Genomic DNA, 18,615 nt, shown 5'->3' on the forward strand with positions numbered 1-18,615 from the left:
GTTGATGAGCGAAAAAGTGACCATGGAACCGTATTTGAAAATCGCTGAAGCAAACGAGGTAGCCGAGCCGGTTGCCCCGATACAGTCCTTCGAGGACTGGATGGCGTCGCCGGACCGCTTCATTAATCGCGAGCTGTCGTGGCTCGGGTTCAACCGGCGGGTGCTCGAAGAGGCCTACAATCCCGGCCATCCTTTGCTGGAACGCCTGCGTTTCCTCTCCATTTCGGCCAACAACCTCGACGAGTTCTTCATGGTCCGTGTCGCCGGTCTGAAGGGGCAGGAGCGGGAGGGCATCACGACCCCCAGCCAGGACGGGCTGACGCCGCGCCAGCAATTGGCGAGGATCGGCGAAGGCGTCCGCGAACTGACGGAAGACCAGCAGAGGACGCTGACGACGTTGCGGCGCGAACTGGGCGATGTCGGTGTCGTCGTGATCGAGGCCGATCAGGTGACGGCCGTCGATCGCGAGCAACTGGAACAGTACTTCCTCGACTACATTTTTCCGGTGCTGACGCCGCTGTCGATCGACCCGGCGCATCCGTTTCCGTTCATCCCGAATCTAGGCTTCACGGTCGCGCTCGAGCTGCAGCGGATCGAGGACGGTCGGGCGATGCGCGCGCTCGTGCGCATTCCAAACAAGATCGAACGCTTCGTCCCGTTGGCCGAAGGGCGCGACGAGGACGGAAACTCGACGAACCGTTTCATCCGCCTCGAAAGCCTCATCGAGCTGTTCACCGGACGTCTTTTCCCCGGCTACAAGGTGATGGGCGACGGCGCGTTCCGGGTGATCCGCGACAGTGATATCGAGCTCGAGGAAGAGGCGGAGGATCTTGTCCGCTTCTTCGAAAGCGCGCTGAAGCGCCGCCGGCGCGGTTCGGTGATCCGGCTGGAGGTCGAAACGGGAATGCCGGAAACGCTGCGCGCGTTCGTCGCCCAGGAGCTTGGCGTCGGCGAAGACGCGACGCAGGTCGTGGACGGCGTGCTTGCGCTGAGCGAGTTTTCGCAACTCGTTTCCGTCGATCGGCCGGAGCTGAAGTTTCCGCCATATACGGCGCGCTTCCCCGAACGCATCCGCGATCACGGCGGCGATTGCTTCGCGGCGATCCGGCAGAAGGATCTGGTCGTCCACCACCCCTACGAGTCCTTCGATGTGGTGCTGCAATTCCTGCGTCAGGCTGCCGCGGATCCCGACGTGGTCGCCATCAAGCAGACGCTGTACCGCACGAGCAACGATTCACCCATCGTCCGCGCGCTCGCCGACGCGGCCGAGTCCGGCAAGTCGGTGACGGCTGTCGTCGAGCTGAAGGCGCGCTTCGACGAGGAAGCGAACATCCGCTGGGCACGCGATCTGGAGCGTGCCGGCGTGCAGGTTGTCTACGGATTCGTCGAGCTGAAGACCCACGCTAAGCTGTCCCTGGTCGTGCGCCGAGAGTCGGGTCAGCTCGCGTCATACGTGCATATCGGCACCGGCAACTACCATCCGGTTACCGCGCGCATCTACACGGATTTGTCGTTCTTCACGGTCGATCCGACGATCACCCGCGACGTGGTGCGGATCTTCAATTTCATCACCGGATATGCCGAGCCGCAGGGGCTCGAGATGATGGCGGTTTCGCCCTACACGCTTAAGAAGACGATCCTGAAGCGCATTGACGAGGAAATCGCCCATGCTGCCGCGAAACGGCCCGCGGCGATCTGGGCAAAGATGAATTCGCTCGTCGATCCCGACGTGATCGACGCGCTTTATCGTGCCAGCCGGGGCGGCGTTCAGGTCGATCTCATCATCCGCGGCATCTGCTGCCTCAGGCCCGGAATTCCGGGCTTGTCGGACAATATTCGCGTGAAGAGCATAGTCGGTCGCTTCCTCGAGCATTCGCGCATCTGCGCGTTCGGCAACGGCCAGGCGCTGCCGTCCTCCCAGGCGCTCGTCTACATCAGCTCCGCGGACTGGATGCCGCGCAACCTCAACCGGCGGGTCGAGGCGCTGGCGCCGATCACCAATCCCACCGTGCACGCTCAGGTGCTGGACCAGATCATGGTTGCTTGTCTCGAGGACAATCAACAGAGTTGGCAGCTCTTGCCGGATGGCGATTCGGTCCGCATCATCCCCGAAACCGATGAGGCGCCGTTCAACGTCCATCATTACTTCATGACCAATCCGAGTCTGTCGGGACGTGGTAAGTCTCTCCAGCAGCATCCCCCGAAGCCGATCGGCGGCGCGCCCCCTGACGCCTGAAGCCGCCATCGCGCTGAACGAGGCGCCGAGCCGGCTTCAGTATCTGGAGCCGGTGGCGGTCGTCGACGTTGGCTCGAACTCCGTTCGTCTCGTCGTCTACGAGGGGCTGACGCGCTCGCCCACGCCGATTTTCAACGAGAAGGTCCTGTGCGGCCTGGGTCGCCAGGTCGCCACGAAGGGTCTCCTCGACGATGCGGCCGTCGAAATGGCGCTGCAGTCGCTTCGCCGCTTCCATGCCCTGTGCCGGCAGATCGGCGCTGCCTCAGTCCACGTGATCGCCACGGCCGCGGTCCGCGAAGCGAAGAACGGCGAGGCGTTCGTGAGCCGGGTGGCGGAAATCTTCGGCGCGCCGATTTCCGTCCTGACCGGTGCGCAGGAAGCCGAATTCTCGGCCCACGGCATCATTGCGGGCATTCACGATCCCGACGGCATCGCCGGCGACCTCGGCGGCGGCAGCCTGGAGGTCGTCGACGTAAAGGGGCATACGGTCGGGATCGGCGAAACCCTGCCGCTTGGTGGCCTGCGCCTGCGCGACCTCGCCGGCCGCTCGATGAAGAAGGCCGAGAAAATCGTCGTCGATGCGATCGACGGATCGGAAATCGTAACGCGCTGCAAGGGACGCGCGTTCTACGCGATCGGCGGCACGTTCCGCGCGCTGGTGCGGCTCCACATGGCCCAGACCGGCTATCCTCTCCACGTCATGCACGGCTACGAGCTCGACGCCGCCCAGGCGCTTGAGTTCGTCAAGCTTGTCCGCCGGGTGAAGCCCGCGTCTCTCGACTCCATCGACGCCGTATCGACCGCCCGCCGGGAGCTGCTGCCATACGGCGCGATGGTGCTGGAGCACATCCTCCGGCGCGGCGAGCCCAAGTGCATCATTTCCTCCGCGCTCGGTGTCCGCGAGGGCCTGCTCTACACCCTGCTCGATGACGAGACGCGTCAGACCGATCCCTTGCTGGCGGCCTGCGCCGAACTTGGCTATCTGCGCTCCCGCTCGCCGCGTTTCGCCCGCGAGCTGTGCTACTGGACCGACCAGTTCATGGTGTCGAGCGGCCTCGAGGAGACCGAGGAGGAGAGGCGCCTGCGCCACGCCGCGTGCCTGCTCGCCGATATCGGCTGGCGGTCCCATCCCGACTATCGGGGCGGCCACAGTCTCAATATCATCGCCTATGCGGCCTTTGCCGGCATCGACCACCCCGGACGCGCCTACATGGCGCTCGCTGTCTATTACCGGCATTCCGGATTGTCGGACGAACATGTCAGCCCGCGTATCCGCGAACTCGCCACCGCGCGCATGATCGACCGCGCCCGCATCCTCGCCGCAGCCCTGCGTGTCGCCTACCTGATCAGCGGCGCCATGCCCGGCGTCATCGACAAGGCGGAACTCGCCGTCGAGCACGGAACCGTGACCCTGCATCTGCCCGGAGAGCTTGCCGCCCTGAACGGGTCGCGCGTCCTGACCCGGCTCAAGCAGCTCGCCAAGCTGATCGGCCGCCGCGCCGAGATCGTCGCCGGTTGAGGCTCGTCAGCTCTCGGCACTTTCCGGCGTCTTGCCCTTTCGGCGCGGCTTGCGCCGGCGGGTGGTCTTGGGCCGAGGCGGGGGCGCGTCCCGCGGCTCGAATGTCAACCGGTGCCCGTCGACGGCGACAGCGAGTTCGCCGCGTTTCAGCGCCAGAGCCATGTCTCCGAAGATCTCGCGACGCCAGCCCTTGAGGGCGGGCACGTCGGCCTCGTCGTCGGCGGCAATGGCCTCGATGTCGTCGCTGGTGGCGACCAGACGCGAAGCGACCTTGTTCTGCGCGGCAACGCCCTTGAGCAGCACCTTGAGCAGGTCCGACACCGGACCGGATACCCGCTGCGGGCCGTCATTGCGGGGCAGGGCGGGAAGGTCTTCCACGGGAAGCTTGCGGATCTCCTGGACGATCTTGAGGATCGCCCGTCCCCCGGCGGACCGCTCGTAGCCTTTCGGCACCGCCCGCAGGCGCGCGAGGGCGGCCTCGCTGTCGGGGGAATGCAGGGCAATCTCGTATAGCGCATCATCCTTCAACACCCGCCCGCGCGGTACGTCGCGGGACTGCGCCTCCTTCTCCCGCCACTCCGCGATGGCCATGAGAACGGCAAAGTCGCGCGGCTTGCGCACCTTGAGCTTCAGGCGCTTCCAGGCTTGCGCCGGATCGGTGCTGTAGGTCTCCGGTGAGGTGAGGATGTCCATTTCCTCTCGGATCCACTCGCGCCGGCCGACCCGGTCCACCTCTCCCTGCAATTTCTCGTAGATCGGTACCAGGTGGATGACGTCGGCCGCCGCGTAGGACAGCTGGGCTTCGCTCAGCGGACGCCGCGACCAGTCGGTGAACCGGTGGCTCTTGTCGATCGACGCATCGGCGATTTCCCGAACCAGCGCCTCGTAGCCGACCGACTCGCCGTGACCGCAGACGGCGGCGGCGACCTGCGTGTCGAACAGCGGGTGCGGGATCAGGCCGCCAAGGTGATGAACGATCTCGACGTCCTGACGGGCGGCGTGGAAGACCTTCACCACCGTTTCGTCGGCCATCAGGTCGAAGAACGGCTTCAGGTCGAGATCGGACGACAGTGTGTCGATCAGGGCCACCTGGCCATCTGGCGAGCCGAGCTGGATAAGGCAGAGCTTCGGCCAGAACGTGACGTCGCGCATGAATTCGGTGTCGACGGCAACGAAGTCGTGTTTCGCCATTTCTTCGCAGGTTTTGGCGAGTTTTTTTGTTTTCGTGATCAGTTCCATGAGAATCCTATGAACGAGGCGTCCAAGTGTGACGTTTTTCGTTGCGTTCGGCGAGACGGAATATCGCCGGAGAGGTTCTAAGCAGCGCGACGAACCGTGTTCGCGCGGCGCGTGGGATGCGCTGGCCGGCGGCAATACGCCACAGCGCCACGACGACGAAGCTGGCGTGTACGACGCTGGTGAACACGAACAGCGCGGATGCACCGTAGCGCTCCATCACCCAGGAGGAAACGAGCGGGCCGGCCATGGCCCCTACGGCGAAGAAGAAGGTCAGTCCCGCCGCCAGCAGTACGTATTGCCCGGGGGCGGCGAGGTCGTTGGCATGAGCCGCCGACAGCGAATACAGCGGTAGCGCGAAGGCGCCGAACAGGAAGATGCCGAGATAGAGCTGCCAGGCCGCGCCGACCGGCACGGTCGTCAGGTAGATGCCGGCAAGGATCGCGCCCGTCGTGGCGGCGAGCAGCGCCCAGCGGCGGTCGAGCTTGTCGGAAAATATGCCGAGCGGCATCTGCAGGGCAGCGCCACCGACGATCCCGGCACCCATGAAGGTCGCGATCTGGGCGACGTCGAGCCCCATGTCCTGGGCGTAGAGCGGACCGATCAGCCGGAAGGACGAATTGGTCAGCCCGATCGTCACGCAGCCGATGCTGGCGAGCGGTGAGATGCGCCATACCGCGCGCAGGTCGAAGCGGAACGCCTCCGGCGGGGCCGGCAGGGTCCGGTCGGCGACCGCCACCGGGACGAGGGAGAGGGCGAAGAACATCGCCACGATCGCGAACAGCTCGAAGCCGCCCGCCCCGAATGCCGGGATCAGGTACTGCGCCCCCGTGACGGCCCCGAGGTCGATCAGCCGGTAGATGCTCAGGACCCGGGCGCGGTCCGTCTTCCCGGCGCTGGCGTTCAGCCAGCTCTCCATGACCGTGAACAGGCCGGAGAAGCAGAACCCCATGGCGAATCGCAGCACGATCCACGCCCAGGCGTCGACGACGAGCACCAGCGCCAGCGTGCCCGCCGACGCGATCGCCGCGAGCGCGGCGAAGGTGCGGATGTGCCCGACGGCCTCGACCAGGCGCGGCGCATATACGCAGGCGACGATGAACCCGCCGAAATAGCTCGTTCCCATCAGACCGATCAGCCAGGGGTCGAATCCGGCGATCGAACCGCGCAGCGCGATCATCGTGCCTTGCACGCCGTTTCCGGCGAGCAGTATTCCGGCCGTGAGAAGCAGAGGGGCGAGCGGGCGTAGCGGAGTCATCTGCTTGCCTTATAGCAGAGCCGGCCGATACCGCACCCGGTATTGACATTCCTATGCCCCTATGCGCCTCTCCGCCCCGATTTCCACCCTTTATCCGCGACCCGCGAGGACGAAATGCACGCCTATCGTACCCATACCTGTGGCGCACTGCGCGAAGCCGATGTCGACACGACCGCGCGCCTGTCGGGCTGGGTACATCGCGTTCGCGATCACGGCGGTCTCCTGTTCATCGACTTGCGTGACCACCACGGCATAACCCAGTGTGTTGCCGATCCGGATTCGCCCGCTTTCGCCGATGCTGAGATGTTGCGCGCCGAATGGGTCGTGCGCATCGACGGCAAGGTCCGGCACCGGCCGGAGGAGACGGTCAATCCGGGACTGCCGACGGGCGCGATCGAGATGTTCATCTCCGAGATCGAGGTGCTGGGCGCGGCCGCGGAGCTGCCGCTGCCGGTCTTCGGCGAACCGGACTATCCGGAAGAGACCCGCCTCAAGTACCGGTTCCTCGACCTGCGCCGCGAGAAGCTGCACAACAACATCGTCAAGCGCGCGCAGATCATCTCGTCGCTGCGCCGGCGCATGACCGATCAGGGCTTCATCGAGTTCCAGACGCCGATCCTGACCGCGTCGAGCCCCGAGGGCGCCCGCGACTATCTGGTGCCCTCGCGCGTGCATCCGGGCAAGTTCTACGCCCTGCCGCAGGCGCCGCAGCAGTTCAAGCAGCTCACCATGATCGCCGGCTTCGACCGCTACTTCCAGATCGCGCCCTGTTTCCGCGACGAGGACGCGCGCGCCGACCGCTCTCCCGGTGAGTTCTACCAGCTCGATATCGAGATGAGCTTCGTCACCCAGGACGATGTGTTTGCCGCCGTCGAGCCGGTGCTGCGCGGCGTCTTCGAGGAATTCGGCGGCGACAAGCACGTGACCGGCGAGTTCCCGCGCATCCCGTGGTGGGAGGCCATGCGCAAATACGGCACCGACAAGCCCGACCTGCGCAATCCGATCGTCATGCAGGACGTCTCGAAGCACTTCTACGGGTCCGGGTTCCGCATCTTCGCCGAGCAGCTCAAGGACTACGCCAGCCTCGATCACGTCGAAGAATACGACCGCGAGCATTTCTACAAGAACCACTGCCGCGTCTGGGCCATTCCGGCAAAGGGTGGCGGCAGCCGCGCCTTCTGCGACCGGATGAACGCCTGGGCGCAGGCCGAGGGGCAGCCCGGTCTCGGCTACATCATGTTCCGCGACGGCGAGGGCGCCGGCCCGATAGCCAAGAACATCGGCCCGGAGCGTTGCGAGGCGATCCGCCAGCAGCTCGACCTGGCCGACGGCGACGCCGTGTTCTTCGCCGCCGGCATCCCGCGCAACTTCGCCGATTTCGCCGGCCGCGCGCGCAAGAAGGTGGGCGAGGATCTGAAGCTGATAGACGAGGACCGCTTCGAGTTCTGCTGGATCGTCGATTTCCCGATGTTCGAGTGGAACGAGGAGGAGAAGAGGGTAGACTTCTCCCATAACCCGTTCTCGATGCCGCAGGGCGAGCTCGGCGCGCTGGAAGCGCTCGATCCCCTGCAGGTGCTCGCCTACCAGTACGACGTGGTGTGTAACGGCGTGGAACTGTCTTCGGGCGCGATCCGGAACCACAAGCCCGAGATCATGCGCAAGGCCTTCGAAATCGCCGGATATGGCGAGGAGGTGCTGCAGGAGAAGTTCGGCGGCATGCTGCGCGCGCTTCAGTACGGCGCCCCGCCGCATGGCGGCATCGCACCCGGCGTCGACCGTATCGTCATGCTGCTCTGCGGCGAGGAGAACCTGCGCGAAGTCGTCATGTTCCCGATGAACCAGCAGGCGCAGGACCTGATGATGGGGGCGCCCTCGGAGGTCACCAACCAGCAGCTTCGCGAACTGCACATTCGTCTTGCTCCGCCGCCGAAGAGCTGACGACAGGGCTGACAGCGAAAACCCGACCAGGCCCGGATCGGGGTGTTTTCGCCCAAGCCATCGCGGTTGAAACAGGGCAAGCGGAAGCGGGAGAACGAGACCTTGGCCGATCTGTCCGATGAATTGCGCAGGGGGGCGCTGGTCTACCACCGCCATCCCAAACCCGGGAAGCTGGAAATCCGGGCCACCAAGCCGCTGGGTAACGCCCGCGACCTCGCGCTCGCCTACTCGCCCGGCGTGGCGGTCGCCTGCGAGGCGATCGCCGAAGACCCCGCCGAGGCCGCCAATCTGACCGCCCGCAGCAACCTGGTCGCGGTCGTTTCCAACGGCACCGCGGTCCTGGGCCTCGGCGCGATCGGGCCGCTGGCGTCCAAGCCGGTGATGGAAGGCAAGGCGGTCCTGTTCAAAAAGTTCGCCGGCATCGACGTCTTCGACATCGAGATTGACGCCAATACCGTCGATCGAATGGTCGATGTCATCTCGGCGCTGGAACCGACCTTCGGCGGCATCAACCTCGAGGACATCAAGGCGCCGGAGTGCTTCGAGGTCGAGGCGCGGCTGCGCGCGACCATGAACATTCCGGTCTTCCATGACGACCAGCACGGCACCGCGATCATCGTCGGCGCGGCCGTCCGCAATGCCCTGAAACTTGCCGGCAAGTCTGCCGATCAGGTCAAGGTCGTCGCCTCCGGCGCGGGGGCGGCGGCGCTCGCCTGCCTTAATCTTATGCTCGTGTCCGGCGTGCGCCGGGAGAACATCTGGGTCTGCGATATCGACGGCGTAGTCTACGAAGGCCGGCCGACCAACATGGACCAGTGGAAGGCGAAATTCGCCCAGGCGACCGACGCGCGCACGCTCGCCGATGTTATCGACGGCGCGGATATCTTCCTGGGCCTCTCGGTGGGCGGGGTTCTCAAGCCCGAGATGGTCAAGCGGATGGCGGACAAGCCGCTGATCATGGCGCTCGCCAACCCGGTGCCGGAGATCATGCCCGAGGAGGCGTTCGCGGAGCGACCCGACGCCATGGTGTGCACCGGGCGTTCCGACTACCCCAACCAGGTCAACAACGTCCTGTGTTTCCCCTTCATCTTCCGCGGTTCGCTGGATGTCGGGGCAACCGCAATCAACGAACAGATGAAGCTCGCCGCCGTCGAGGCGATTGCCGATCTCGCGCATGAGCCGTCATCGGACATTGCCGCCAAGGCGATGGGGGGCGAGGCGCGGTTGTTCGGCGCCGACAACCTGATCCCCAATCCCTTCGATCCGCGCCTGATCCTGCGTATCGCTCCTGCGGTGGCGCGCGCCGCCATGGAGAGCGGGGTGGCCACCCGGCCGATCGAGGATTTCGAAGCCTACAACGAGCGGCTGAACCGCTTCGTGTTCCGGTCGGGCTTCGTGATGAAGCCCATCTTCGTGAAGGCCAAGGCCAATCCGAAACGGGTGATCTACGCGGAGGGCGAAGACGAGCGCATCCTGCGCGCGGCCCAGGTCGCGATCGAGGAGGGCATCGCCACCCCGATCCTCATCGGCCGGCCGCATGTGGTCGAGAGCCGGCTCGAGCGGTTCGGACTGTCGATACGTCCCGGAAAGGACTTCGAGATCATCAACCCGGAGGACGATCCGCGTTATCGCGACTACGTCGATGCGCTGGTGAACCTGACCGGTCGCAAGGGGGTGCCGCTCGATCACGCCCGCACGCTGGTGCGCACCAACGCCACGGTCATCGCCGCGCTCGCCGTCCACCGCGGCGAAGCCGACGCGATGATCTGCGGGCTCGAGGGGCGCTATGAGCGTCACACGCGCTGGATTCGCGACATCGTCGGGCTGGCGGAGGGCGTCGACGACGTCTCGGCGCTGAGCCTGGTGATCCTGCCGAAGGGCATCTACTTCATCGCCGACACCTATGTCAGCTACGACCCGACCGCGGAGGAGGTTGCCGATACGGCGCGTCTGGCGGCGACTTATATCCGCCTTCTCGGCATCGAGCCGCACATGGCGCTGCTGTCCTATGCCAATTTCGGAGCCGCCGACACCCCGAACGCGCGCAAGATGCGGCGCGCGCTCGAGTTGCTGCAGCAGGACAACGTCGACTTCGAGGTCGAAGGCGAGATGCAGGGCGACGTCGCGCTCGATCAGGCCCTGCGCGAGCGCATCTTCCCGGGTTCGCGCCTGAAAGGCGGGGCCAACGTCTTCATCATGCCGAACCTCGACGCCGCCAACATCGCCTATCAGCTGATCAAGGGGCTGGCCGACGCGTTGCCGGTCGGGCCTATCCTGATCGGAACGGCGAAACCGGCGCATATCCTCACCCCGTCGGTAACCGCGCGCGGCGTGGTGAACATGACGGCCATCGCCGTCGCCGAGGCCCAGCAGGTCTGAGGCAGGATCGCCAGCGTGTCCCCATGTCTGTAACGAACGATCGCCGCCTACCGCTGTCCTGCTTCATCATCGCGGTCAACGAGGCGGATCGTATCGGGCCGGTGATCGAGAGCGTCATCGGCTGGGTCGACGAGGTCGTGGTCGTCGATTCCGGCTCGACGGACGGCACCCAGGACCTCGCCGCGAAGCTCGGCGCGCGTGTCATCCATCACGACTGGCCGGGCTTCGGACCGCAGAAGCGTTACGGTGAGGATCAGTGCCGCAATGACTGGGTCCTCAATCTCGATGCCGACGAGGTGATGTCGGAGGCGCTGATCCGGGAAATCAGGACGCTGTTTGAGCACGGTACGCCGCCGCACCCATTTTACCGCTTCCGGTTACGGCTCGTGTACCCCGGCGACACGCGGCCGCGATTGTGGGCCGACTACCACAACTACGTCCGACTCTACGACCGGCGGGCCGGCCGTTTCGCCGACAGCCTTGTGCACGACACCGTGCAGACCGGCGGTGTGACGCCGATCCAGCTGCGTGGCGACGCGTGGCACTATTCGTACCGGTCGTTCGGCTTTCTGGTGGAGAAGCTGAACTCCTACAGCGATCTGCAGGCCAAGAGCATCAAGAAGCAGAGCCGTATGGCGCTGACGCTCCGGCTGCCGTTCGAGTTTCCGCTGGCATTCGTGAAGTACTACTTATTTCGCCGCCATATAACCGGCGGGCGAAAGGGGTTCGCCTTCGCGATGATCAATTCGTTTTTTCGCTTCCTGCGCATCGTTAAGCTTCTCGATGCGATGGATGCCACCAGGAAATAGCCTGTCTGGACCGTTTTCGCGCCGATTGGCCTTAAGTCGCCCTTAACTGGCGCTGACCATCATTGCGCCTCGTTCGGGGCGCATGTTGTGGTGAATAAGAAAGCGATCAAGCTGGTTGTTGTTACGTGCTGCTTGATCATTGCAGGCGTGCCTCCGCTTGCGTTCGTCCGTTACCTGGAAAGCCACGCGGTCTACAGCGCCGAGGAGACGCTCGGGGACTACGCCGGCCGAATGGTCGACCATCTCGAGGTGACGATCGACGAAGGCGTGCTGGCGCTGACGGATCTGGCGGCCAACGGCGTGATCGCATGCGATCCCACCGCGATCGACGCGATGCGCCGGGCCATCTTCGATACCTATGTTCTGCGCGAGATCGCCGTCGTCGATAACGACGGCAACACGATCTGCGCCGACACGATCTTCAAAACCGAGCGGTGGACTCTGTCACGGCAGGATACCGTGAACCGCGCGATCGACGTTTCCGTGGTCACGGACGAGCAGACCTTCATGCGGTCGCTGGCGCTGCGCTATCGACCGAGCGAGCATCGGGCGCTCGTCGCCCACTTCGCCCCCAACAGCCTCGGCCTCGACGTGTTGCCGGACCGCTGGCGCTCTGCCGGCCTGGCACGGCTGACATTGCTCGACGGGACGGAGTTCCAGACGGTTCCGAACAGGATCGAAACCGCGTTCGAGCAGACCGGAGACACGATCGGCGCGATGGCCGTTTCGAACCGGTACCCGTTGAGCGTCGACGTCCGCGTCGACCGTGAGACGGTGATGCGCGACTACGAGAGCCTCAAGGCGTATGCGCTGGTGGCGATGAGCATCTTCGCCTCCATTGTCCTCGGGGTCGCCGTCTTCATCGCCCGGCAGCGCCCATCAGCCAGCGACGACATATCGCAAGGCCTCAGGGACGGCGAATTCATCCCGTACTATCAACCGGTCATAAACCTGAACTCCGGTCGGCTCGAGGGCTGCGAGGTCCTCGTGCGCCGCCGCCGCCGCGACGGCACGATCCAGTCGCCGGCGGCGTTCATCGCTCAGGCGGAGGCAGACGGGCAGATCGTTCCGCTGACCCGCCAGCTCATGCGTCTGACGATCGACGATCTCGGCGCGTGCTACGCCAGGCGCCGCGGCATGTCGGTCGCGTTCAATCTGTGCGCCCACCATTTCACAAGCGACCAGATCGTCCGCGACGTCGAAGCGATTTTCGCCGAATCGCCGATCAGCCCCTCGCAACTCGTCCTGGAAGTCACCGAGCGCTTCCCGCTGGATGACACGGTGACAGCCGTCCGGGTCATCGCGGAGCTGCAGGCGGTCGGCGCCAAGGTGGCGCTGGACGACGCCGGAACCGGCCACTCGGGTCTCGCCATGCTGCACCGGCTTGGCATGGATATCGTCAAGATCGACAAGCTGTTCATCGACCCGATCCAGGCGGACACGCAGAACGCTCCGATCGTCGACAGCCTCGTCGATCTTGCAAAGAAACTCGGCATGTCGGTGATCGCCGAAGGTGTCGAAACGCTCGATCAGGTAAACTACCTTCGCAGCCACGGGGTCGATTCGGCGCAGGGCTATCTGTTTGCCCCGCCGCTGCCCGCCGCGTCCTATATCGCGCTCGTCGAGGCGATGGGCACGGTTTCAGAGGAAGCCGACGAGCCGCAAAAGGGGATGGTCGCCTGACGTTTCCCCGGAAAAGGGAGGCAACCGGATGGAAGCGGGCTGGACGACGCCGATCGACATCTATTGCGAGCGGACCGATCCCGCCTACTGGTCCGAACCGGTCAACGCGATCACCAACGCTGCGTTTCTTCTTGCCGCTCTGGCCGCCTATCTGCGCTGGAGAAGCGCGCCCGGCCGCGACGGCCCGGCGCTGGCGCTCGTCCTCATCCTCACCGCGATCGGCATCGGCTCCTTCCTGTTCCATACCTTCGCTGACCGCTGGTCGGTGCTCGCCGACGTGATCCCGATCACGATCTTCATCTACGTCTATTTCTTCTTCGCGATCCGCCGTTTCTTCGCCGCGGGCAGGGCGATGGCCTTCCTGGTCACGGCGTTTTTCCTGGCCGGCTCGCTCGTCGTCGACGCGATCGTGCCGTCGCACGTCCTGAACGGTTCGGTCAGCTACCTGCCGGCGCTGGTCGCGATCCTGATCGTCGGCGCGCTGGTGATCGGCCAAAGGCCCGATATCGGCTGGCCGGTCCTCGCTGCCGGGGCAATCTTCCTCGTCTCGCTCACGTTCCGGTCGGTCGACATGGCGGTCTGTGACGCCCTGCCGCTCGGGACGCACTTCCTCTGGCACATGCTGAACGCGCTGACGCTCTACATGCTGCTTCGGGTGCTGATGGATGCCCGGCGTTCGTCGCCGGCGGCGTAAATGCGGCTCACTGCTTCAAGGCTTTGAAGGCCTCCAGCGCCCGCCGCCGCGCGGCCGCGTGATCGACGATCCGGGCAGGGGTGTCTCCACCGGCCCGCTCCGGCAGCCATTGCCGCACATAGGCGCCGTCGGGATCGAATTTCTCCGCCTGCAGCGTGGGATTGAAGACCCGGAAGAACGGCGCCGCGTCGGCGCCACAGCCGGCCACCCACTGCCAGCTCGCCGGGTTGTTGGCCATGTCCGCATCGACCAGCGTGTCCCAGAACCATGCTTCGCCGGCCCGCCAGTCGATCATCAGGTCCTTGATCAGGAAGGAGGCGGCGATCATCCGGACGCGGTTGTGCATCCAGCCGGTTGCCCATAGCTGCCGCATGCCGGCATCGACGATCGCATAGCCGGTTTGCCCGCGCTGCCAGGCCCGCAGGCCCTGGGGATCGTCGCGCCAGGGGAACCGGTCGAACCGGGCGTCGAGATTGCGGGTCGCCAGATCGGGATTGTGATATAGCAGGTGCCAGGAGAACTCCCGCCAGCCGATCTCGGCGAGGAGCTTGTCGGCGCCCAGCCCGTCGCCGCGCGATTGCACCGCGTGCCAGATCTGGTTGGGGCTGATCTCGCCGAACCGCAGATGCGGCGACATCATCGTGGTGGCGTCCTTGTCCGGCCGGTCGCGCAGGCGCGCGTAATCGGCAAGGCCGCCGTCAAGAAACCGCTTCAGGTGCGCGCGGGCCCCGTCCTCGCCGGGGACCCACATCGCGGCCAGCCCGCCGGACCAGTCCGGTGACCGTGGCAGCAGGGTCCAGTCGTCCAGGCGGTCGCCGGGAGGGGGCGATTCGAGTGGGGGGGATACGGGCGCGGGCAGGGCGCCTGGCGCTGGCACGAGCCGGCGCGGCGGTCCGGCGGCGCGCGCCGCCTTCCAGAACGGCGTGAAGACCCGGTAGTACGGTGCGCTGGCCGGTTTCAGCGTCCACGGTTCGTACAGAAGATTCGCCGCGAAGCTCTCGACCGTCACGCCGTTGTCGTTCAGGGCCGACTTCACCCGGGTGTCGATGGCCACTTCCGGCCCGCCGTAGCGTCGGTTCCAGGTCACGAGGGAGGCATTGATGGATGCGGCGAGGTCGGTAAGCACCGGTTCCGCCGCGCCGCGCCGCAGTACCAGCGGGATGCCGATCGCAGTGAGACTTTCCCGCAGGCGCGTCAGCGAATGATGCAGCCACCAGCGCGTCGCCCCGCCAAGAGGGCGGATGCCGGCGCTCTCCTCGTCGAGGACGTAGAGGGCAACGACCGGCAAGCCGCGCCGGACGGCCGCATCCAGCGCCGGATTGTCGGCGATCCGCAAATCGTCGCGAAACCAGACGATCGAACACGCTTGGGTATTTGACGGCACTGGCATTGCGATGGGATCCTGACTTCCGCTTTGCCGAGGCATACGCGTCCCTGCGCCGACCGGATTGCCGGTCGGAACATACAGGTTTCGCCATTTCTGCAGAAGAAGGGTGGCTCCCCGGGCCGGACTCGAACCAGCGACCCAGCGGTTAACAGCCGCTTGCTCTACCAACTGAGCTACCGGGGAACAGGCGACGCTTAACGTCGTCTCGGCACGGCCTATATCAAACCTTCACGCGGATGCAAAGGTCATCGAGGCTAAGATGTGGGCAAAAATCGGATATTCAACGAAATCGGAATCGGCGTGATGGTCGAAAACCGCATTCGCAACAGGCATCGGCAATGACATTGGACTCGGCAGATAACGGCGATCTGAGCCCGGACGCGCCCCCGAAGGGTAGGCGCGTGACCATCATGGGGCGGAAGTATCGCGTCCCGGATTCGCCGCGCATCCGTCTCGGCGCCGGCCTGGCGCTCATCGTCGGGGGCGTCCTGGGATTCTTGCCCGTCCTGGGTTTCTGGATGATTCCGCTCGGACTGGTGATTCTGTCTGTGGACATGCCGGCGGTGCGCCGCGTGCGCCGGCGCATGGAGGTCTATTTCGGCCGCAAGGCCAACGGACTGCGCGGGAACGGCAACGGACGCGGCAAAAACGGGCACGCGGATAGTCGCCGCGAGCGGTAATTTCGCTACAATCGCTCGAATTGTCAGGTAAAGCTGGAGGCCACGCCCGGAATCGAACCGGGGTATACGGATTTGCAGTCCGCTGCGTCACCACTCCGCCACGTGGCCAGCCGGGTCAGATACATATTGGCCGCAGGGATCAGACGCAAGCCTCTTGCGCACGCTTGTGTGACTAGCGTCAACGGAACGTTCCGATGGCGGCGGCGCGATGGCCGGCTTGCCTTTCGGACCGGTTTATGTAGCGTGCGGCCTCCTCGATCGACACGCCGGAGGCCGAGCCTCCACCGAAGGAATATGGCATGACGGATTTCTCACTCGCACGGCGCAACATGGTGGAATCCCAGATCAGGACCAATGGCGTCACCGACCGCCGCCTGATCGCCGCATTGCTGGAGGTGCCACGAGAGCGGTTCGTGCCGGCCACGATGCGGCAACTTGCCTATATCGACGATGACCTGCCGCTCAAGGAAGGGGCGTCCGCAGAGGACCGCCGCTGGCTCATGGAGCCGATGCCCTTCGCCAGGCTGGCCCAACTGGCCGAGATCGGGCCCAACGATCTCGTTCTCGATATCGGCTGCGCGTCCGGATATTCCACCGCGGTGCTGGCTCGCCTCGCCGAATCGGTCGTCGGCCTCGAGGCCGATGCGGACCTGGCCTCGCGCGCCGAAAGCCGGCTGGTGGACGAGGGCGTCGGAAACGCGGCGATTGTCACCGGTGACATGACTGCCGGCTACGAGAGCCAGGGGCCTTACGACGTGATCTTCATCGAAGGCGCCGTGGAGCAGGTTCCCTCGGCCCTGTTCGCCCAGCTGCGCGAAGGCGGCCGCCTCGTCGCCGCGATCACCGACGGGCCCGTGGGCAAGGCCACGCTGTTCCGGTCCATTGGCGGCGCCGTCAGCCATTGGGTCGCGTTCGACGTGAACGTGCATCCGCTGCCGGGATTCGAGAAGACACCGGAATTCGTCTTCTGATCGCCGTAGGGATTCGACGATTCGCGGAAATCGCGGGGTTTGGCGCGCTTTTGCCGCGTTTAGTGTGGCTCTAATGCGGCACCAAGCCGCAAATAGCCGCCCGCCGATCAAATAAACTTCTCGATCCGGGAACGACTCGTTAATGTCTGCTCGAACCGTCGCAAGAGCGGATCATTCTAGAAAACGGGACTGCGCCGCACGTGCTAGGCATGGGAAAGAACGAATCCGTCCGGAGAAAACGTAGCGGAACGGGGCGGCTGACCGCTGCGTTCGCCGCTATTCTGTGCCTGAGTGCCGCGGCACCATCGGCAAGAGCGGAAACGCTGATATCGGCGCTTTCCGCCGCCTATATGAGCAATCCCGACCTCAATTCCGCGCGAGCGGGTCTGCGTGCGACGGACGAACTCGTCCCGCAGGCACTGTCGGCCTGGCGGCCGCAGATCTTCGGTGGCGGATCGATTCAGCAGTCCACGACCAATGTTCCGATTCTCGGAACCTCGAATCTCACGACCAGCGCCGTCGGCGTGTCGGTCAGCCAGTTTCTGTTTCGCGGCTTCCAGACGGTGAACAACACGAAGGCGGCCGAAGCCACGGTTCAGGCCGGCCGCGCGACCCTGGACAATACCGAGCAGAACACTCTGTTCAGCGCCGCCCAGGCCTATATGAACGTGCTGACGTCTCAGGCGATCGTCGAGCTCAATCGACAGAACATCGAAGTTCTGTCCGAGCAGCTCCGCGCCACCCGGGACCGCTTCCAGGTCGGCGAGGTGACCAACACCGACGTCGCCCAGGCTGAAGCCGCCCTGAGCGGGGCCTACACGCAGTTGAACTCCGCCGAGGCCAATCTGCTCGCGGCCAAGGCGGTCTACCGGCAGATCATCGGGCGGGAAGCGGCGAATCTGGCCCCGGCCACGCCTGCGGCCAGCGTTCCCTCGACCCTGGACGAGGCCCTTCGCCAGGCGCATGCGACGCACCCGGCCATCGTTGCCTCAGTCTATGCCGAAGAGGCTGCCGCCTATCAGGTCAAGTCCGCCGAGGGCGCGCTGCTGCCGACCGTCAGCCTCCAGGCCTCGGCCGATTACGTGAACAATCCCTCGGGCATCATCGACCGGTCGTCGTCGGCGAGCATAACGGCCCAGCTCACGATCCCGATCTATCAGGGCGGCATCGAATATTCCCAGGTTCGTGAAGCCAAGGAGAACCGCGCGCAAGCCACGTTGCAGATCGATTCGGCCCGCCAGCAGGTTCGTGCAGCCGTGGTTTCGGCCTGGGGCGCGCTGCAGGCGGCCACCGCCTCGATTTCCTCCGCGCAGGCACAGGTCAACGCGGCACAGATCGCCCTCAACGGCGTGCGCGAGGAAGCCAAGGTTGGCCAACGCACGACGCTCGACGTCCTCGATTCCGAGCAAACGCTTCTCGATGCGCGTGTGTCGCTGGTGACCGCCGAAAGCGATCGGGTGGTGGCATCCTACGCGCTGGTGTCGGCGATCGGGCGTTTGACCGCCCAGGCACTGGCATTGGCCGTCGACACCTACCAGCCGGCCGTCCACTACGACCAGGTGCGTGACAAGTGGTTCGGACTTCGCACGCCGAGTGCGCAATAAGTCGGACTGGTTTCGCGATATCCCTGCATTTTTTTCGAAAGGCTCGCCAAAGGCGTTGCCGCGAATCATGCGGTGGATGATGCTTGTCGGCAGGTTTGCAGCGAATTGCCGGCGTGCAATAGTCGGCATGGGTGTTTGTTCTACTGAATAGGGCTGAAGGCCCCGTTTCGTGGCGGCGGAGTGAGGGGGACTATGAACAAGCCAAATCCGGCTCCCGAGCC

Annotated in this window: 14 protein-coding genes and 2 tRNA genes; 10 read left to right on the forward strand and 6 right to left on the reverse strand. The window is 65.1% G+C overall.

What is annotated here, in order from left to right; translation table 11 throughout:
• The first annotated feature begins 16 nt into the window (after nucleotides 1-16).
• Both ACSF9G_RS10865 and ACSF9G_RS10870 read left to right on the forward strand, forming a co-directional pair.
• On the forward strand, nucleotides 17-2,236 hold the full coding sequence (locus ACSF9G_RS10865; protein ID WP_436642120.1) for an RNA degradosome polyphosphate kinase: 2,220 nt from the start codon (nucleotides 17-19) through the stop codon (nucleotides 2,234-2,236).
• The gene (locus ACSF9G_RS10870; protein WP_436641394.1) at nucleotides 2,175-3,755 is read left to right on the forward strand and encodes a Ppx/GppA family phosphatase; all 1,581 of its coding nucleotides are present in this window, start codon (nucleotides 2,175-2,177) and stop codon (nucleotides 3,753-3,755) included. Before ACSF9G_RS10865 ends, ACSF9G_RS10870 begins: the two co-directional genes overlap by 62 nt.
• A 6-nt stretch (nucleotides 3,756-3,761) precedes the next feature.
• On the opposite strand, the gene rnd is transcribed toward ACSF9G_RS10870, so the two are convergent.
• A complete protein-coding gene (gene rnd, locus ACSF9G_RS10875; RefSeq protein ID WP_436641396.1) occupies nucleotides 3,762-4,994 on the reverse strand; it encodes a ribonuclease D in 1,233 nt (410 codons plus the stop codon).
• Between the two features lie 7 nt (nucleotides 4,995-5,001).
• On the reverse strand, nucleotides 5,002-6,249 hold the full coding sequence (locus tag ACSF9G_RS10880) for an MFS transporter (RefSeq protein ID WP_436641398.1): 1,248 nt from the start codon (nucleotides 6,247-6,249) through the stop codon (nucleotides 5,002-5,004).
• A gap of 114 nt (nucleotides 6,250-6,363) precedes the next feature.
• Between ACSF9G_RS10880 and aspS the strand changes: the two genes are divergently transcribed.
• From aspS to ACSF9G_RS10905, 5 genes are all read left to right on the forward strand, one after another.
• Nucleotides 6,364-8,187: an aspartate--tRNA ligase gene (gene aspS, locus ACSF9G_RS10885; RefSeq protein ID WP_436641401.1), complete on the forward strand. Its 1,824-nt coding sequence runs from the start codon at nucleotides 6,364-6,366 to the stop codon at nucleotides 8,185-8,187.
• 102 nt (nucleotides 8,188-8,289) lie between these two features.
• A complete protein-coding gene (locus ACSF9G_RS10890) occupies nucleotides 8,290-10,566 on the forward strand; it encodes an NADP-dependent malic enzyme (protein WP_436641403.1) in 2,277 nt (758 codons plus the stop codon).
• 23 nt (nucleotides 10,567-10,589) lie between these two features.
• Nucleotides 10,590-11,375 (forward strand): glycosyltransferase family 2 protein, encoded by a 786-nt coding sequence (locus ACSF9G_RS10895; RefSeq protein ID WP_436641405.1) that lies wholly within the window; start codon nucleotides 10,590-10,592, stop codon nucleotides 11,373-11,375.
• Nucleotides 11,376-11,465: 90 nt separating this feature from the next.
• Nucleotides 11,466-13,058: an EAL domain-containing protein gene (locus tag ACSF9G_RS10900; protein WP_436641407.1), complete on the forward strand. Its 1,593-nt coding sequence runs from the start codon at nucleotides 11,466-11,468 to the stop codon at nucleotides 13,056-13,058.
• 28 nt (nucleotides 13,059-13,086) lie between these two features.
• Nucleotides 13,087-13,752, forward strand: a complete 666-nt coding sequence (locus ACSF9G_RS10905) for a ceramidase domain-containing protein (protein ID WP_436641409.1) — start codon at nucleotides 13,087-13,089, stop codon at nucleotides 13,750-13,752.
• A 7-nt stretch (nucleotides 13,753-13,759) separates the two neighbouring features.
• Here ACSF9G_RS10905 and ACSF9G_RS10910 read toward each other — a convergent pair whose 3' ends face one another.
• Together ACSF9G_RS10910 and ACSF9G_RS10915 are read right to left on the reverse strand one after the other, a co-directional pair.
• Nucleotides 13,760-15,142 carry a cryptochrome/photolyase family protein gene (locus ACSF9G_RS10910; protein WP_436641411.1) on the reverse strand — a complete coding sequence of 461 codons (1,383 nt, stop codon included), beginning with the start codon at nucleotides 15,140-15,142 and terminating at the stop codon, nucleotides 13,760-13,762.
• 104 nt (nucleotides 15,143-15,246) lie between these two features.
• Nucleotides 15,247-15,322: transfer RNA gene (locus tag ACSF9G_RS10915), tRNA-Asn, on the reverse strand.
• Between the two features lie 155 nt (nucleotides 15,323-15,477).
• Between ACSF9G_RS10915 and ACSF9G_RS10920 the strand changes: the two genes are divergently transcribed.
• Complete coding sequence (locus ACSF9G_RS10920) at nucleotides 15,478-15,819, forward strand: hypothetical protein (RefSeq protein WP_436641413.1); 342 nt, start codon at nucleotides 15,478-15,480, stop codon at nucleotides 15,817-15,819.
• Between the two features lie 34 nt (nucleotides 15,820-15,853).
• On the opposite strand, the gene ACSF9G_RS10925 is transcribed toward ACSF9G_RS10920, so the two are convergent.
• Nucleotides 15,854-15,927 (reverse strand) — tRNA-Cys (locus ACSF9G_RS10925).
• Nucleotides 15,928-15,997: 70 nt separating this feature from the next.
• Complete coding sequence (locus ACSF9G_RS10930; protein WP_436641415.1) at nucleotides 15,998-16,120, reverse strand: hypothetical protein; 123 nt, start codon at nucleotides 16,118-16,120, stop codon at nucleotides 15,998-16,000.
• On the opposite strand from ACSF9G_RS10930, the gene ACSF9G_RS10935 reads away from it, so the two are divergent.
• Together ACSF9G_RS10935 and ACSF9G_RS10940 are read left to right on the forward strand one after the other, a co-directional pair.
• Nucleotides 16,119-16,790, forward strand: a complete 672-nt coding sequence (locus ACSF9G_RS10935) for a protein-L-isoaspartate O-methyltransferase family protein (RefSeq protein WP_436641417.1) — start codon at nucleotides 16,119-16,121, stop codon at nucleotides 16,788-16,790. The two genes, ACSF9G_RS10930 and ACSF9G_RS10935, sit on opposite strands and share 2 nt — an antisense overlap.
• A 209-nt stretch (nucleotides 16,791-16,999) precedes the next feature.
• Nucleotides 17,000-18,394, forward strand: a complete 1,395-nt coding sequence (locus ACSF9G_RS10940) for a TolC family outer membrane protein (protein WP_436641419.1) — start codon at nucleotides 17,000-17,002, stop codon at nucleotides 18,392-18,394.
• Nucleotides 18,395-18,615: the final 221 nt, after the last annotated feature.

Origin of the sequence: Microbaculum mangrovi, assembly GCF_051390635.1 — a bacterium.
Lineage (GTDB): Bacteria > Pseudomonadota > Alphaproteobacteria > Rhizobiales > Tepidamorphaceae > Microbaculum.

Coding starts and splice junctions, on each gene's coding strand:
- ACSF9G_RS10920 (WP_436641413.1), top strand. CDS start 15,478: ATGACATTGGACTCGGCAGATAACGGCGATCTGAGCCCGGACGCGCCC.
- ACSF9G_RS10940 (WP_436641419.1), top strand. CDS start 17,000: ATGGGAAAGAACGAATCCGTCCGGAGAAAACGTAGCGGAACGGGGCGG.
- ACSF9G_RS10930 (WP_436641415.1), bottom strand. CDS start 16,120: ATGCCATATTCCTTCGGTGGAGGCTCGGCCTCCGGCGTGTCGATCGAG.
- ACSF9G_RS10880 (WP_436641398.1), bottom strand. CDS start 6,249: ATGACTCCGCTACGCCCGCTCGCCCCTCTGCTTCTCACGGCCGGAATA.
- aspS (WP_436641401.1), top strand. CDS start 6,364: ATGCACGCCTATCGTACCCATACCTGTGGCGCACTGCGCGAAGCCGAT.
- ACSF9G_RS10910 (WP_436641411.1), bottom strand. CDS start 15,142: ATGCCAGTGCCGTCAAATACCCAAGCGTGTTCGATCGTCTGGTTTCGC.
- ACSF9G_RS10895 (WP_436641405.1), top strand. CDS start 10,590: ATGTCTGTAACGAACGATCGCCGCCTACCGCTGTCCTGCTTCATCATC.
- ACSF9G_RS10935 (WP_436641417.1), top strand. CDS start 16,119: ATGACGGATTTCTCACTCGCACGGCGCAACATGGTGGAATCCCAGATC.
- rnd (WP_436641396.1), bottom strand. CDS start 4,994: ATGGAACTGATCACGAAAACAAAAAAACTCGCCAAAACCTGCGAAGAA.
- ACSF9G_RS10905 (WP_436641409.1), top strand. CDS start 13,087: ATGGAAGCGGGCTGGACGACGCCGATCGACATCTATTGCGAGCGGACC.